Below are 14,918 nucleotides of genomic sequence, written 5' to 3'. Positions count from 1 at the left end.
TATCTTTCTCGCTCTTTTGATAATAATGGCTTCGTTGTATATACGAATAAATTTGGTAACCCCTGTAAATACGAGGGTTAATACTGTTTATTCTGAGTCACAATCATCTGTATCACAAAATGGAACACCTACTAAGGCTGACAATGTCTATGGTGGCTTCATTGTCACCGCTAATACAAACAGTGGTTTGATGAGAGCTTCTGATGACATGACGGTAGTCGCCACAGTTAGTGATGAAAAAGACAGTACACTAAATACTGTGCATTTAGTGACAAAAGAAGCATCTATTTCTGAAAACGAGCCTTCTGAGGAGAAAGTAGAACTTAAGGTTGTTGCAATTACAATACCAATAGAAACAAAAACAGAACAAGCACCAATAATGGCGCCCGTAGCAGTATCAACGCCAGCATTGATACAGACTAGGGTTCCAGTTGTAATTGAACCAACCGATGTATTCAAACTGAAAGTTCCATATTTCGCACAGCAGTATAGGAATAGCTGTGAAGCTGCTTCACTTAGAATGGCACTTGCGTATTATGGAATAAATATTGCTGATGACATGGAGATTGTTCAGAAATTTGGTTATAAACCTAGGCCAAAAAATGTTGAATTAAACGAATGGGATGATCCGAGGGAGATGTTTGTCGGTAGTATTGGGGTAGGTGATGATTTTGGGGGGTATGGGGTTTATGGTGCGCCAGTTATGAAAGCGGCAATTTCATACGGGAGAGACGCGTCGTATGAAACAATCATAACTGCCACAACACTGGCTCGTGAAATAAGGGCGGGTCATCCTATTGTTTTTTGGGGTTATACATCAATGGCTACACCCGCTTATTCATGGAAAGTTCCAGGCGGGGGAGAGGTCACAGCAATTAAAGGGGAACACGCCAGAGTTCTTGTTGGTGTTGCCGGTCCAAAGGACAATCCATCAGGATTTTATTTAAACGATCCTATTAATGGAAGAAGTTTTGAGTATTGGACAACAGAAAAATTAATGGACAATTTCTATGCAGTTCCAGGGGTTACTAACCAGGCCGTGATTGTGAGATAACTATATCTGTGTTGGTGGGTATAGAAAATAGGGGGTATAAGTTATTGATTAAATATAGCAAACTAACAAAATACCCCAGCTTGCGCTGGGGTATTTTGTTAAGTGGAAACTATCTAACCGACTTACTGAAATTATTTAACTGCTTCCTTAAGAGCCTTTGCTGCTCTAAACTTTGGAACATTCATAGCTGCAACCTTTACGATTTCTCCTGTTCTTGGGTTACGAGCAGAACGTGCGGCTCTCTTCTTTGCAGAAAAGATACCGAAACCAGCTACTGAAACTTCTTCGCCTTTCTTAAGTGTAGCTGTAATACTATCAAAGATAGTATTTACAACTTCCTCAGATTGAACTTTTGTTGTTCCTAGTACTTCATTTACTTTGTCAACCAATGCTGCTTTATTCATATTTGTACAAGTAATTGTGTTTTATAATTGTCGACCGCTATAACCTCGCTATTGATTATATATTAAGCCATATTTTGAATCAATAGCTTTAATAGATTAAAAAAGTTTTGACACATTTTGACATATTCGTCAATTTTTAATAAATTGAGCCGATTTTGTTAAAACATTTCATTTACTAATTAGCCAGATTTTTTTAAATATCCAGAAATACCCTTATTTTACCTAGCTATTTCAACAATCTTATTTTCTCTTATCACTGTAACTTTTATTTCTCCTGGGTACTTCAATGTCCTCTCAATTTTAATAGCTATATTCCTAGCTATATTTTTTGCATCATAATCTGATATTTTTTCTGGTGAAACAAAAATTCTGATTTCTCGTCCAGCTTGAAGTGCATAAGATTTCTCTACTCCAGAGAAAGAGTTTGCTATATCTTCAAGATCATTAAGTCTCTTAATATAGTTTTCCATAGTGTCGCTTCTTGCGCCGGGACGTCCTCCAGAAAGAGCATCTGCTGTTTGAACAATTCTAGCCTCTAGTGTTTCATATGGGTATTCATCATGATGCGATTGCATTGCTTGAATTATTTTTTTATCAACACCCATCTTCTCCAGCAGTTTTTTCCCTATATCAACATGACTTCCTGTAACTTCATGATCTAGTGCTTTTCCAATGTCATGCAGTAGCGCACCTGCTTTTGCAACTGCAACATCAGCACCAAGTTCTTCTGCTAACATTCCTGCAAGATGACAACATTCTATTGAATGTTGCAATACATTTTGTCCGTAACTAGTTCTATATTGCAGTCTTCCTAGGATTGTTGAAATACGTGGATCAAGTCCAACGACACCTGTTTCATAACATGCCATGCTGCCTAATTTCTTTGTTTCTTTTATTATTGAGTCTCTCGCCATTTCAACTTCCTTTTCAATTCTTGCTGGTTGTATTCTTCCATCGGCAATAAGTGCTTCTAATGCAATTTTTGCAACCTGTCTTCTTATTGGATCAAAACATGACAATGTAATGTATCCCTGTCCTTCATCAACCAAAACTTCAACACCCGTTTCTTTTTCAAAAGTTTTAATATTTCTTCCTTCTTTTCCAATAACTTTTCCTTTAATATCCTCAGATGGAATTTGAACAGCAGAAGAAAATATTTCTGCATTAACAGAAGAAGCAAGTCTTTGAACTACCGTTGTTAGTATCTCCCTCGCTTTATCCTCAAGTGAATCCTCTGCAAACAAATCAAACTTATTCATTCTATTAACAAGGTCATCAGCTGAGTCTTTTTCAATTTTATCAAACACAATCTTCTTCGCTTCTTCATTTGTTAATCCAGAAATACGCTCTATAACAAGGCTCTCTTGATCCTTTAATATTTTAAGCTGCTCCTCATCTTCGGAGAGTTTATTTTTTCTAGAACGTATCTTTTCTATTTCTTCATCAATTTTTTTGATGTCCTTTTCAACTTCAATCTGTCTGCTATCAACCATTTGTTCCTTCTTTATTAATCGATCTTCATTCTTCTGTATATTTTCTTCCTTTTCTTTTATTTCTTTTTTTGCGTCCGACATGATTTCCGTTGCATCATTTTGAGCTCTAGATATTATTTCAACGGCCTCCTCTTTTGCTATTGTTTTAATTTTCTTTGCATTAAGTTCAAGAGAGTTTTTTGTACTTAGCGCAACCAATATTCTGATTAAGTATCCAATAACAAAACCTACGCCACCTGTCATTACTGCTAATGAAAGGGCTATTTGGTTTGTAATCATGTTTTTAAATTATGATAGAACTTTGTCGATAAGTCCGTATTTCTTTGCTTCATCTGCTGATAAATAGAAATCTCTATCAACATCAGCTTCAACCTTCTTTAATGGTTGTCCAGTGTTTTCTGCCATCATTTTTGCCAATCTCTCTTTTGTCTTAATGATTTGTTTTGCTGTGATTTCTATGTCTGATGCTTGTCCTTCTATTCCGCCTTGTAGTGGTTGGTGAATCATCATTTCTGAATTTTGTAATGCATATCTCTTTCCTTTTTTTCCAGCTGAAAGTAGCCATGCACCACCTGATGCTGCCAGTCCGACACAGATTGTTGAAACATCATTCTTGATGTAATTCATTGTATCAATCATCGCCAAGGTTGCTGTAACTGAACCCCCTGGTGAATTAATGTACAAAGAGATATCCTTCTTTGGATCTTCTGCTTGTAAAAATAGTAATTGTGCGATAACAATATTTGCTACATTATCATCGATTGGTCCCCCAAGAAAAATGATATTTTCTCTTAGAAGTCTTGAATATATATCATATGCCCTCTCGCCAAATTGTGATTTTTCTATAACTGTTGGAATTAACATGTTCAAAGTGTATTATATATAATAGTGGGTTTATCTGAGTTTTGGATTTGTCATGGTTTTGGTACTTTTGTGGAGTTATCCACAGTAGGTTCAAAATTATTGATCTAGGGCTTTGTCTGGATGTCTGTATGGTTCAAAGAATACGCTTAATTTTAAGAAAAATCAAACAGCGTATAATTTGAAAATAAACTAAAATTTTAAGTACAATTAACATAATTTAATATGAGATTTCATAGATTTTTTATAAAAGATAAGATTGACGCAAAGGAAAGGGTAGTTTTAAGAGCTTTTGAATATGAGCCTGTTTTAAGCCAATGGAAGAAGGTTTTTAGATATATTACAGGTAGTAGGGTAATACTTTTTGATGGTTCAGGATATGATTATCTATGCATTATTGAAAAATTAGATAATAGTGAGGCTGTTCTTAGGGTTTTGGAGATAACTAAAGTAGAGAATACTGAGGATGTTGCTCCAAATAAGGATATAAAAGCAGATATTAGAAAAAAAATATCAAAGACTGGTAATTCAGTTGGCAAAGTCGTGGAAAAAGATGAAAATACTTCTACGTCTAATAATCAGCTGTCAAAGACTTCGATAACACTGTTGATGTCATTAATTAAGAATGATAATTTTGATTTGGTTCTTCAAAAAGCAACAGAACTTGGTGTTTCTCAAATCGTTCCTATTGTTACAGACAGAACAATCAAGAAGGATTTAAATATGACTAGGTCTCAAAGAATATTGGTTGAGGCATCTGAACAATGTGGAAGAAGTGATGTGCCTGTAATGCACCCTATAAAAAAGCTTACTGAGGCAATCAAAGAGCTGGGTCTAATAGATAATAAGAAGGTTGGAGCTTTTGTTTGTAATCAAAATGGTTCAAATCTAAACGAAGTCCTTAAGAAGAAGAGTTCATATACAGACCTAGTATTTTTGATTGGTCCAGAAGGGGGGTGGTCTCCAAAAGAAATTAAGTTGTTTGAGGATTCAAAAATTAAATCTATTAAATTTAGTCAGAATGTTTTAAGGGCAGAGACAGCGGCTATTGCTTTGCTTGCGTTGGTTAATAACTAGTTTTAAAGGAAGTTTGTATATTGTAATTCTTTATTTGTATACAAAAACACGCGCGGCCAGTCTCTGGTCGCGCGTGTTTTTAAAAGTATTTTATTTAACCTCCTCCAAGAATTTCCAAACAGCTTCATTTAGCATCACTGTTTCAATGTAAATTGTTGCTCTGACACGGTCTGCATCCTTGTAGTAATTAAGTAATGCATCAACTTCCTTTTTAATTGCATCTTCTGAAACTTCTATTTTTTCATCGATAGCAATTTTATTAAGTAACAATTGTGTCTTTGCTCTTTTTTCTGCATCTGGTGTCCATTCCTTCTTCATATCCTCAATTGTCTTTCCAACATGCTTAAGATAATCCTCAATAGATAGACCCATTTGAGAAATGTTTGATGACATTTCTGCAACCATTTTGTCTAATTCTGAATCGATAAGCATTTGAGGCATATCAATAGTAGAATTCTTAATCAGCTCCTCCATTATCATTAATCTTTTCTTGTCCTTCTCTTTGCGAGTTTTTTCAGCAGTTATTCCTTCTTTAACTTTCTCCTTAAATTCCTCTACACTCTTTAAGTCTCCAAATTTCTTTATAAAATCCTCATTTACTTCAGGAAGCGCTAGGTCGCCATGATCGTGCCCATGATCCTCTGGGTTTTGTGCATGATGTTCTTCATGTGCAACTTGCTTTCTTAATTCCTCTACTGAATCATCGACTTCTTTGTCCGTCACCTTAACTTCTACTTTCTCCGCCATTATTTTACTTGCTGCTTTTTTATAATCTCCAATCTTAACCTCAGGCATTAAGGCTGTTTTTATTTTAAATCCAAAAGCTTCATTTGGCGCAACCTTAGTTATTGTTACAGCAGGAGATCCAACAGCCTTGATATCAAGAGATTGAATTATCTCTCCGTAATGATGCTCAAGAGCTAGTCTTCCAGCCTCTTCTGTTATTGCTAATTCTCCAAACTTATCAATTAATAATTTCTCTGGAATATGACCTGGTCTGAATCCAGAAACCTTTGTCTCTCCATTAAAGCTCTTTAAAGCTTGTTCGCGAAAGCCAGAAACCGTTTCGGCTTTAAGTTCCCCAGTAATTTCAAATTCTGAATTTGGAAGTTTTTGTTTATTTGTGATTGTAAAAGGCATGTTGTTTTTTTATTTTGGCTGATTAATTTATTTTGACTCGCTATTTCCAAACTTTTCTTGATAAAGTTTCTTCGCTCTCTCAAATGCATCCCTTGCTTTCTGTGCGCCCTCAATACTATCGATCGTTACAACCTTATTTTGCATAAGTTTGTATGTTAGAAAGAAGTGTTCAATTTCCTCAATGGTGTGTGGATTTATATCAGATAAATCATTTACATTATTCCATCGCGGGTCTCCAACAGGAACTGCAACAATTTTTGCATCTGAATCACCATCATCAATCATGTTTATGATTGCAACAGGACGAATACGTGTCATTATTCCTGGCATAAGCGCGTGTGTCGTTAATATTACTGTATCAAGTGGGTCACCATCATCCCAGAGGGTCTGTGGAACAAACCCATAGTCAAATGGATAGTCTTGAGTTGTATAACCAACCCTGTCTAAAGAAATTAGACCTGTTTTTTTGTCTATTTCATATTTATTCTTTGAGCCTTTGTTGATTTCGATAATTGTAACTATCTCATCAGCTGTTCCAGGCTCTATGTCGTGCCATAAATTCATTCTTGTCATCATACTTATTTTAATTTTGTAATTGTTATTCGTCTAATATATGTCGTCAAACAGCCTCCACCCCAAGGGTCTGTATTGTTTTGGTCAAATTATGTTTCCGTCGGAGTCTTAGATTATTCTGTTCCCAGAACTGACTCTTCCTCAGTCTTTTCTTCTGTAAGTACGCCGTCTGCAATTAATTTTGCAACATCTGCTTCATTAATTACTTCCTCTTTTTCTGCCTTTAGATCAGCAGCTTCTTCATTTTCAGCCCCCTCATCACCTTTAACGGCTTGAATATTAATTCTCCACCCTGTTAATCTGGCAGCAAGTCTTGCATTTTGACCACTTTTCCCAATAGCTAGTGATTGTTGATCCTCCGTTACTTCAACTGTTGCTGTCTTATCTACTTCATTAAGTGTTATGTTTACTACTTTTGCTGGAGATAGGGCTGATTCTATGAATTCAGCCGGATTCTCAGACCAGTCAATAATATCGATTTTCTCACCTCCTAGTTCGCTCATAACTGTATTTACTCTAACTCCACGTTGTCCAACCATTGATCCAATTGGGTCAATATGTGAATCTGTCGCAGTGACTGCAATCTTAGATCTTGCTCCGGCTTCTCTGGCAACAGCTTTTACTTCAACTGTTCCGGCTCCTATCTCAGGTACTTCTATTTTGAATAATTCTGCTAAAAATTGAGGTGTAGCACGAGAAAGTCTAAGGAAGATACCTCTTGGAGTTTCCTCAACACGCATCAAACAGGCTCTGATTCTTTCTCCTTGATTGTAATGTTCTCCTGGAATTTGCTCATCATATGGAAGAATACCTATAGCACGCCCCATATTTATGAAAACTGTACCTCTTTCACTTCTTTCTACTGTTCCTGATACAATTTCACCTTCCTTTTTTCCGAATTCATTAAGTACAGAAATCTTTTCTGCCTCTCTAATCTTCTGAATAATCACTTGTTTTGCAGTTTGAGCTGCGATTCTTCCATAATCTGCCTTAGTTTCAAGTGGAAAAACTAGTTCCTCACCAACTTGAATGTCTTTTTTGATTTTTCTAGCAATATCCAATGGAATGTGTTGCTCGTCATTGAAAATTGTACGTTCCTCACCATCTTCATTTGTTTCATAAGCTGACTCTGGTAGGGTCCCATCTTCATTTGGAAAAATGGTTGTTTCCGGGTCAACAGCTGTTTTTACCTGACAGAATTCTACGTTTCCTGTATTTAAATCGAAAATTGCTCTTATATATTGGCCTTTTCTTCCATATTCCTTCTTATAGGCTGTTGCTAGGGCTAATTCTATAGCTTCTAGGATTTTTTCTCTTGGAATTCCGCGCTCTTCTTCTAATTGGTCAAGGACGGAATGAATTACTTTTAGATCAAACATAATATTTAGTTGTTATTTAATTGTTAGTGGCAGTGTCTCCTTTATAATAAACTATATTTATGGCCGTATATTTGGGCTCTTGATAGTCTTGGGAAAAAAATTAGCCCGCCTTTTGGGCGAACATAACTTGAGACCTCATTAATATATCATCTTTTGGTAAATAGGTCAAAAAAATGCTAATATTTTCAACATAAGTATCTTCAACAGAAAAACTCATGCAACTTGAAGAAAGTGGCAATAACCAGTAAAGCCCGTAGCTATTATTGAGGTTGGGCACGAAGATATTCCAACAAAGGATAAAATAAGAATTCAGGGCTAATAATTGTAATATAAGGCCTATATAAACGACATAATATTCATGACATCAAATACTAATACCGTCGAAAAAAATAATAAATCCAGTAAGGATAGAGAAAAGAAACCAAAGAGTACCTCTGTAATCGTAAATTTTTACAAAGTATTAAAACTTGTGTGGGTATTTGATAAGAAATTTATACCGATTGAAATTGGGTTACTAACTATTTCAGCAGTTTTACCTATTGTTTTATCGTGGTTTGCTGCTTTGTTTATAAACAAAATAACCTCTGGTAATTTAACAACACTTTTTGATCCAACTCTAATTGGGATTGTTTGTGTCTACCTGTCCATACCTTTATTTATTGAATTAGCAGATGTTTGGTACGACTATATAGACGCCAAATTTAATGTTTTTTTTGCCCAATACATTAATCTCGTATTTATAGAAAAGAAAAATGAGATAGATGTTCAAACTTTTGAAAATCCAGATTTTAATAATCTAATGTCTAGAGTAGATGAGAATATTGATAAGACAGTTCGTTTTTGTGATTGGGGATTCTTTATGTTCAGTAAATTCATAACTCTTTTTTCAGTTGTTTTTGTGTTATTTTACTTCAAATGGTGGTATGCCCCACTGATGATTATTGCAATTATTCCAAATCTTCTTTTACAAATTAAATTTGGGGAAAGAGCTTATGGTATATGGGATGCAAAAGCTGAAATTAAGCGTAAGTATCATATGTTGGCGTGGTACTTTTCTGATGTCCCTACATTAACTGAGATAAAAATATTCAAGACTAAAGATTATTTCAAGAATATAATTGGCGGACTATTGAGTACATTTAATAATGAAATAAATGGTAATGAAGCAAGGAGATCTAAGTACACAAATGTAACGGTTCTTATTCAGGTGGTTGCTATGGCTGTAATTGTATTCAATTTAATGGGTGGTGTCGTGGATAAGACACTAGAGGTGGGTACCTTCATTTTCCTTATAGGTAGAATGACAGATATCAGAGACTCACTCTCTACTATCTTTAGAGGTTTTGCAATTCTGGTTAGCAATAATAATTTTATAAATGATACTTTTAAATTTCTAGGTACAGAGAAGGCTGTTAAAAATGGACACATAAAACTTAATGAAGAAACTCCGGAGATAGAATTTTCAAATGTTTCTTTCACCTACCCAAATACGAAAACAAACATTTTAAGTGGTTTTGATTTTAAAATTAGAGCAGGGGAAAAAATTGCAATTGTTGGAGTTAATGGTGCTGGAAAAACAACATTAACAAAATTGATAATGAGATTTTATGATGTTACAGAAGGGCTAATCTTGATTAATGGAAAAAATATAGACGAGATTGATCTGTCTAGTTATTATAAAAAACTAGGTTTTTTATCGCAAAATTATGCGCATTATAAATTACCAGTTAAAGAAGCTATAGCTTTGGGTGATACTAGCATTCCATTAGATTTAGATAGGGTGATTGATTCAGCAAAAAGATCTGGAGCGCATGAATTTATTTCTGCTTGGGAATTTGGGTACGAAACTCATTTAGGAAAAGAGTTTGATAATGGAGTAGAACCTTCCGTTGGTCAATGGCAAAAACTTGCTCTCGCTAGGATGTTCTATAAGAATCCACAAATCTGGATTCTTGATGAACCTACAGCTTCGATTGATTCAATTGCAGAAATGGAAATATTCCAAGAGCTGGAGAACTTGCCAGCTGATAAAACTGTTATCTTAATTTCCCATAGATTTAATACTGTTAAAAACGCAGACAGAATTATGGTTATTGAGGATGGAGAATTGAAGGAGTTTGATAGTCATGCAAAGTTAATGAAAATTAAAGGTGGTATATACAAGAACCTTTTCGAGTTACAAAAGAAATCGTTCGAAACAAATATATAATATTAATTTATTATTATTTTATTTAAGAAAATTATTTTTTGTACACAAAAAAGTATTAATTATTTATAGAATTAAAATAGGTTGCATGATATAATTTACACAAATGATTATTGACCCTAATCAGCTTAAAAAGCTTGTTATTGATTCAGGACTTGTTGCAAGTTCTGAATTGAATGAAATTGAACAAAAATCCTTGAAAGAGGGAATTCCCCTAGGTGAGGTATTGGTTACTGAGGGTAAGATATCCGCTGATGATTACAGAAGAATGCAGTCATACATCTTGGGTATCCCTTTTATTGATATTAGTAGTGAAAAACTGGAGTTTAGCATTCTTTCTTTAATCCCTGAGCCTATTGCTAGAAAACATAATATCATCGCTTTTAGAAAAAGAGATGATTCTCTAGAGGTTGCAATGCTTGATACTACAGATTTTTCCGCTATAGATTTTGTTAAAAAGAAGACTGGTTTAAAGATTTTACCAAGGTTGACGACAACAGAGTCAATGAAGTCGGCCTTAATTCAGTATCAAAAAAGTCTAAAGGCTGATTTTGGGGATATTATTCAACAAGAAGTATCCTCACTTAAGGGTTTAAAAGGAATCAATATCGGTGGTATTGTACCCGGAGCCCCAAAAGCCGATGAAACCAGTGGTGAAGAGTTAAAAAAACTAGCAGAGGACCTGCCTGTTGTTAGAATAGTTGATACCTTGTTAAAACACGCTATTCTTCAGGGTGCATCTGACATTCATATAGAGCAAATGGAGAATGATGTAGTTATTAGGTATAGAATTGATGGAATTCTTCATGATGCAATGGTACTACCTAAGAATATTGGCCCAAGCATAACGGCTAGAATTAAGGTTTTAGCCAGTCTTAAACTGGATGAGAAGAGACTTCCACAGGATGGGCGATTTAAAATCGAATCAAGCGGAGAAAATGTTTCATTTCGTGTTTCTGTTTTACCTACATATTATGGAGAGAAGACTGTTATGAGGTTACTCAGAGAGAATATGACAGGTTTCACACTTGAACACTTAGGATTCCATGGAAAAGATTTGGAATTGATTCATGAGGCTTGTAAGTATTCAGAGGGGTTAATTTTAACAACAGGACCAACTGGATCTGGTAAGACGACGACACTGTACACATTATTGGATATTTTAAATCAACCGGATGTAAATATTTCTACAATTGAAGACCCCGTTGAATATCAAATGAATAGAGTTAATCAAACTCAGGTTAAACCAGAAATTGGCCTAACTTTTGCTTCTGGACTCAGATCTCTTTTGAGACAGGATCCAAATATTATAATGGTGGGAGAAATTAGAGATAATGAAACAGCTTCATTGGCTATAAACGCATCCCTAACTGGTCACTTGGTGTTATCAACACTTCACACTAACTCTGCTGCTGGCGCGATTCCTCGTTTAATTGATATGAAATGCGAGCCGTTTCTTCTTGTTTCAACTCTAAAGATAATAATTGCACAGAGACTTGTTAGGGAGTTGGGGGTATCTAAAGAAAAGTATATTTTAAACAAAGAACAATTGGATTCTTTAAGAAGATATACAGATCTAGATAAAGTTTTGACATGTTTAAAGGAGGAACACATTGTTGCCGATACTGCAGATTGGTCAAATATATATTTTTATAAACCCGTCGCAGATCAAGAGAGTGAAGACGGATACAAGGGTAGAATTGGTATTCACGAGGTTCTTAAGGTTACTTCTACAATAAAGGAAATGATAATGAAAGGAACGGGATCTGATCAAATACAAGAACAAGCAAGAAAAGAAGGGATGCTTACTATGTTTGAAGATGGTATATTTAAAGCAGTACAAGGAAGGACTTCTGTAGAGGAAATACTTAGGGTTGCATCATCAGAGTAAATATATAGAAGTTGAGGGGTAGGTAGGGTTTCCATCAATAAAATATGAAATATCATTTTACAGCAATCAATAGTCAGAACAAAAAATATAGTGGTGATATAGAGGCTCAAAATAAGTCTGCTTTTTTTGAGGAGTTTAGAAAGAGATCTGAAACGCTAGTTTCTGTAAAGGAAGAAAAAGTTAAAGGTGGTGGTAACAAAAGGGGGTTCAGTTTATTTTCTAGCATTAAAAATATCGATAAAATAAATTTTGCGAGAAATACCTCTAATATGCTTGAAGCTGGTCTGCCTCTTTCCCGTGCACTCAGTGTTTCTGAGAAGCAAACGCCAAACACAAAACTAAAGGAAATTTTTAGAAACCTAAATGTTTCTATTTCTGGCGGTAAGACTTTTAATGAGGCCTTGTCTGAATATCCAAAAATATTCCCCTCCATATTTGTTTCTATGGTTAAATCAGGAGAGGAGTCTGGTAATTTATCTCAATCACTAAAAGATGTGTCTATACAAATGGAGAAGACCTATCTTTTGCAAAAGAAAATTAAAGGAGCGATGATGTATCCAGCTATAATATTCATGGTTATGATAATAGTTGGTTTTATGATGATGATATATGTTGTCCCTAGACTTACTAAGACATTTAAAGATTTAAAAACAGAGCTACCTGGTAGTACAAAATTTATTATCGCTGTAAGTGATTTTCTTTCAACAAATATTATACTTTCTTTTGTCGGGCTAGTTGTCTTTTTTATGGGAACTTATTATTTTTTCAAAACCTCACTGGGAAAGAAGGTGTTGGACGATGCTGTTCTAAGGATCCCGGTGATTTCGCAAATTGTAATTGAAAGTAATTCCGCAAGAACGGCGAGAACATTGTCTTCTTTACTATCAGCTGGGGTGGATATGATAACCGCTGTTAAAATTACTGGAGAAGTTTTACAAAACAGCAATTATAAACGAGCTCTAAAGAAACTAGAAATAGTTGTTACAAAAGGGGAGCCCATGTCTGTTGTGTTTGAAGAGGAGGGTAAAATATTCCCCGCTTTTGTCACTGAAATGATTAGTGTAGGAGAAGAAACTGGTAAACTCTCTACAATGCTAATTGGGGTTGCAACGTTTTATGAAAATGAGGTTGATCAAAAAACAAAAGATTTGTCCACAATTATTGAGCCAGTCCTTATGGTATTTATTGGTGCTGCTGTTGGGTTCTTTGCTATTTCAATGATTACTCCAATGTATTCTGTGATGAATAATATATAAACTATGGATACTGTAAATAAAAAAACAACTAAAAATATTGGTTTTACATTAATGGAAATGATTATTGTTATTGCTTTGATCGCTATAATCTCCGGTATTTCAGCAAAAGTTTATTTTAATATTAGAGAAAAGAAGGCTATAGAAAAGGATGTTGATTCAGTCGTTTCAACAATAGAAAAGACTAAAAACATGTCCCTTAATAGAAAAAATGATTCGTCTTATGGGGTATCTTTTTCATCCTCAACTGTAATTATGTTTTCTGGCGTTACAAAAGCTGGTGGAAACAACATACTGACATACGAATTGGAAACTGATATAAAGATTTCAAGTGTGAATCTTTCGTCACATAAAAATGAAGTAGACTTTGCAAAGATTACTGGAGCACCAAATGCAACCGGCACTATTGTTGTTGGTACACCGTCATATTCAAAAACAATAACAATTTCAGGAACTGGTATAATTGAAGCTAAGTAATAAAAAATAGGTATGTTTTTAAAAAAACAATTAAAATTTAGATCAAAGAAGCATGATATGACTAGTTGTACTAGTCATACAAACCTTAATAGAGGTTTTAGTCTTGCTGAAATACTAATTGGCTCAAGTATAATTTGTCTATCTTTAATTTTGATTATAAATCTAGAAACAGGAATAAGTAAGTTGGGCTTTGGATCTACACAAAGAGTTCAAGCTGGAATGCTTGCTGAAGAAGGCGTTACAGCAATTAATAGTATGAGAAATGCCTCATGGCAAAACATAGGAGTGTTAAGCAATAATACTTTATACGGATTATATTGGAATCAGAGTAATAAAAATTGGCAAGCTACCACAACCATATCGCTGGTAGATAATAAATTTACCAGAACTGTAGTTTTTACACCAATTAATAGAGATATTGCTAGTTTTAATATTGTAGACTCGGGAGGTGTGCCGGATACAGACACTAGAGGATATGTTGTAAGCGTTTCGTGGCAGGAAAATGGAGCAACATCCACAAGGTCGTTAACTTCATATATTCACAATATATATAATAAATAAAATGTATTCCAACTATCACATGAATAAAAACATGAATAATAAACAATCAGGTTTTTCCTTGATGGAGACTGTTATATACATAAGTCTAATGACCGTTTTGCTTTTTACCTTACTGAGCTTGATTGACTCAGCCTCAAGAACATATCTAATTTCAAAAAGCTCTAGGGATATAGAAAGGAGTGCTGTAGGTGTTGTTGCTGCCTTTGAAAATCAGGTGAATAGTGCTTCTGCAATAGACATTGTGAATACAAAATTTGATAATGCCACTGGATCAATTTCCTTGATAGCTTATGATGGTGCTGGACATTCCACTACAACAAAAATTTATTTATTAAACAATCAGGTTTTTCTTGACCAAAATAATATTTATGTAGGACCTTTAAGTCTGTCTGATGTAAGGGTTACAAACCTTACCTTTAGAAACATGTCTACATCAACATTTAATGGTTTCAAGGTTGAGATGACGATAGATAATGGAACAAGTTCCGATCAATATCTGTCAGAGAATTTTTATAATTCCTATATATTAAGATAGACAATTGTTGTATT

The 14,918-nt window shown here is 34.6% G+C and carries 14 protein-coding genes; 8 read left to right on the top strand and 6 right to left on the bottom strand.

Translation table 11 applies throughout. The features are described 5' to 3' along the window. The first annotated feature begins 34 nt into the window (after positions 1-34). The gene (locus WCQ00_00850) at positions 35-1,054 is read left to right on the top strand and encodes a C39 family peptidase (GenBank protein ID MEI6042104.1); all 1,020 of its coding nucleotides are present in this window, start codon (positions 35-37) and stop codon (positions 1,052-1,054) included. Positions 1,055-1,185: 131 nt separating this feature from the next. On the opposite strand, the gene WCQ00_00845 is transcribed toward WCQ00_00850, so the two are convergent. The 3 genes from WCQ00_00845 to WCQ00_00835 form a co-directional block, all read right to left on the bottom strand. After that, complete coding sequence (locus WCQ00_00845) at positions 1,186-1,458, bottom strand: HU family DNA-binding protein (GenBank protein ID MEI6042103.1); 273 nt, start codon at positions 1,456-1,458, stop codon at positions 1,186-1,188. Between the two features lie 218 nt (positions 1,459-1,676). After that, a complete protein-coding gene (gene rny, locus WCQ00_00840) occupies positions 1,677-3,230 on the bottom strand; it encodes a ribonuclease Y (GenBank protein MEI6042102.1) in 1,554 nt (517 codons plus the stop codon). Positions 3,231-3,239: 9 nt separating this feature from the next. Then, on the bottom strand, positions 3,240-3,821 hold the full coding sequence (locus WCQ00_00835) for an ATP-dependent Clp protease proteolytic subunit (protein MEI6042101.1): 582 nt from the start codon (positions 3,819-3,821) through the stop codon (positions 3,240-3,242). A 216-nt stretch (positions 3,822-4,037) separates the two neighbouring features. Between WCQ00_00835 and WCQ00_00830 the strand changes: the two genes are divergently transcribed. After that, complete coding sequence (locus WCQ00_00830; protein MEI6042100.1) at positions 4,038-4,889, top strand: RsmE family RNA methyltransferase; 852 nt, start codon at positions 4,038-4,040, stop codon at positions 4,887-4,889. Between the two features lie 90 nt (positions 4,890-4,979). Here WCQ00_00830 and WCQ00_00825 read toward each other — a convergent pair whose 3' ends face one another. From WCQ00_00825 to nusA, 3 genes are all read right to left on the bottom strand, one after another. Continuing rightward, the gene (locus WCQ00_00825; GenBank protein MEI6042099.1) at positions 4,980-6,029 is read right to left on the bottom strand and encodes a trigger factor; all 1,050 of its coding nucleotides are present in this window, start codon (positions 6,027-6,029) and stop codon (positions 4,980-4,982) included. Between the two features lie 27 nt (positions 6,030-6,056). After that, positions 6,057-6,605, bottom strand: coding sequence for an inorganic diphosphatase (locus WCQ00_00820; GenBank protein ID MEI6042098.1), 549 nt, complete (start codon positions 6,603-6,605; stop codon positions 6,057-6,059). Positions 6,606-6,715: 110 nt separating this feature from the next. Next, positions 6,716-7,981, bottom strand: a complete 1,266-nt coding sequence (nusA, locus tag WCQ00_00815; protein ID MEI6042097.1) for a transcription termination factor NusA — start codon at positions 7,979-7,981, stop codon at positions 6,716-6,718. 358 nt (positions 7,982-8,339) lie between these two features. Between nusA and WCQ00_00810 the strand changes: the two genes are divergently transcribed. The 6 genes from WCQ00_00810 (at position 8,340) to WCQ00_00785 (ending at position 14,904) form a co-directional block, all read left to right on the top strand. Next, entirely contained in the window at positions 8,340-10,190 is a 1,851-nt protein-coding gene (locus tag WCQ00_00810) for an ABC transporter ATP-binding protein (GenBank protein ID MEI6042096.1), read from the top strand. Between the two features lie 103 nt (positions 10,191-10,293). Next, positions 10,294-12,078, top strand: coding sequence for a GspE/PulE family protein (locus tag WCQ00_00805; GenBank protein ID MEI6042095.1), 1,785 nt, complete (start codon positions 10,294-10,296; stop codon positions 12,076-12,078). Positions 12,079-12,122: 44 nt separating this feature from the next. After that, the gene (locus WCQ00_00800; GenBank protein ID MEI6042094.1) at positions 12,123-13,334 is read left to right on the top strand and encodes a type II secretion system F family protein; all 1,212 of its coding nucleotides are present in this window, start codon (positions 12,123-12,125) and stop codon (positions 13,332-13,334) included. Between the two features lie 3 nt (positions 13,335-13,337). Beyond that, positions 13,338-13,808 carry a prepilin-type N-terminal cleavage/methylation domain-containing protein gene (locus WCQ00_00795; protein ID MEI6042093.1) on the top strand — a complete coding sequence of 157 codons (471 nt, stop codon included), beginning with the start codon at positions 13,338-13,340 and terminating at the stop codon, positions 13,806-13,808. Between the two features lie 12 nt (positions 13,809-13,820). Next, complete coding sequence (locus WCQ00_00790; protein ID MEI6042092.1) at positions 13,821-14,369, top strand: hypothetical protein; 549 nt, start codon at positions 13,821-13,823, stop codon at positions 14,367-14,369. A 31-nt stretch (positions 14,370-14,400) separates the two neighbouring features. Beyond that, complete coding sequence (locus WCQ00_00785; protein ID MEI6042091.1) at positions 14,401-14,904, top strand: hypothetical protein; 504 nt, start codon at positions 14,401-14,403, stop codon at positions 14,902-14,904. Positions 14,905-14,918: the final 14 nt, after the last annotated feature.

The sequence above is a fragment of the bacterium genome (assembly GCA_037127815.1).
Classification (GTDB): domain Bacteria; phylum Patescibacteriota; class Minisyncoccia; order Phycocordibacterales; family CAIZLB01; genus CAIJKW01.
Note: the sequence above shows the minus strand (reverse complement) of the source record. Positions and strands in the feature narration are given on the sequence as shown.

Bases quoted from the DNA above. Each gene is read 5' to 3' on its own strand.
- nusA (MEI6042097.1), bottom strand. From the start codon at position 7,981: ATGTTTGATCTAAAAGTAATTCATTCCGTCCTTGACCAATTAGAAGAA.
- WCQ00_00785 (MEI6042091.1), top strand. From the start codon at position 14,401: ATGAATAATAAACAATCAGGTTTTTCCTTGATGGAGACTGTTATATAC.
- WCQ00_00790 (MEI6042092.1), top strand. From the start codon at position 13,821: ATGTTTTTAAAAAAACAATTAAAATTTAGATCAAAGAAGCATGATATG.
- WCQ00_00825 (MEI6042099.1), bottom strand. From the start codon at position 6,029: ATGCCTTTTACAATCACAAATAAACAAAAACTTCCAAATTCAGAATTT.
- WCQ00_00810 (MEI6042096.1), top strand. From the start codon at position 8,340: ATGACATCAAATACTAATACCGTCGAAAAAAATAATAAATCCAGTAAG.
- WCQ00_00845 (MEI6042103.1), bottom strand. From the start codon at position 1,458: ATGAATAAAGCAGCATTGGTTGACAAAGTAAATGAAGTACTAGGAACA.
- rny (MEI6042102.1), bottom strand. From the start codon at position 3,230: ATGATTACAAACCAAATAGCCCTTTCATTAGCAGTAATGACAGGTGGC.
- WCQ00_00820 (MEI6042098.1), bottom strand. From the start codon at position 6,605: ATGATGACAAGAATGAATTTATGGCACGACATAGAGCCTGGAACAGCT.
- WCQ00_00830 (MEI6042100.1), top strand. From the start codon at position 4,038: ATGAGATTTCATAGATTTTTTATAAAAGATAAGATTGACGCAAAGGAA.
- WCQ00_00795 (MEI6042093.1), top strand. From the start codon at position 13,338: ATGGATACTGTAAATAAAAAAACAACTAAAAATATTGGTTTTACATTA.
- WCQ00_00800 (MEI6042094.1), top strand. From the start codon at position 12,123: ATGAAATATCATTTTACAGCAATCAATAGTCAGAACAAAAAATATAGT.
- WCQ00_00805 (MEI6042095.1), top strand. From the start codon at position 10,294: ATGATTATTGACCCTAATCAGCTTAAAAAGCTTGTTATTGATTCAGGA.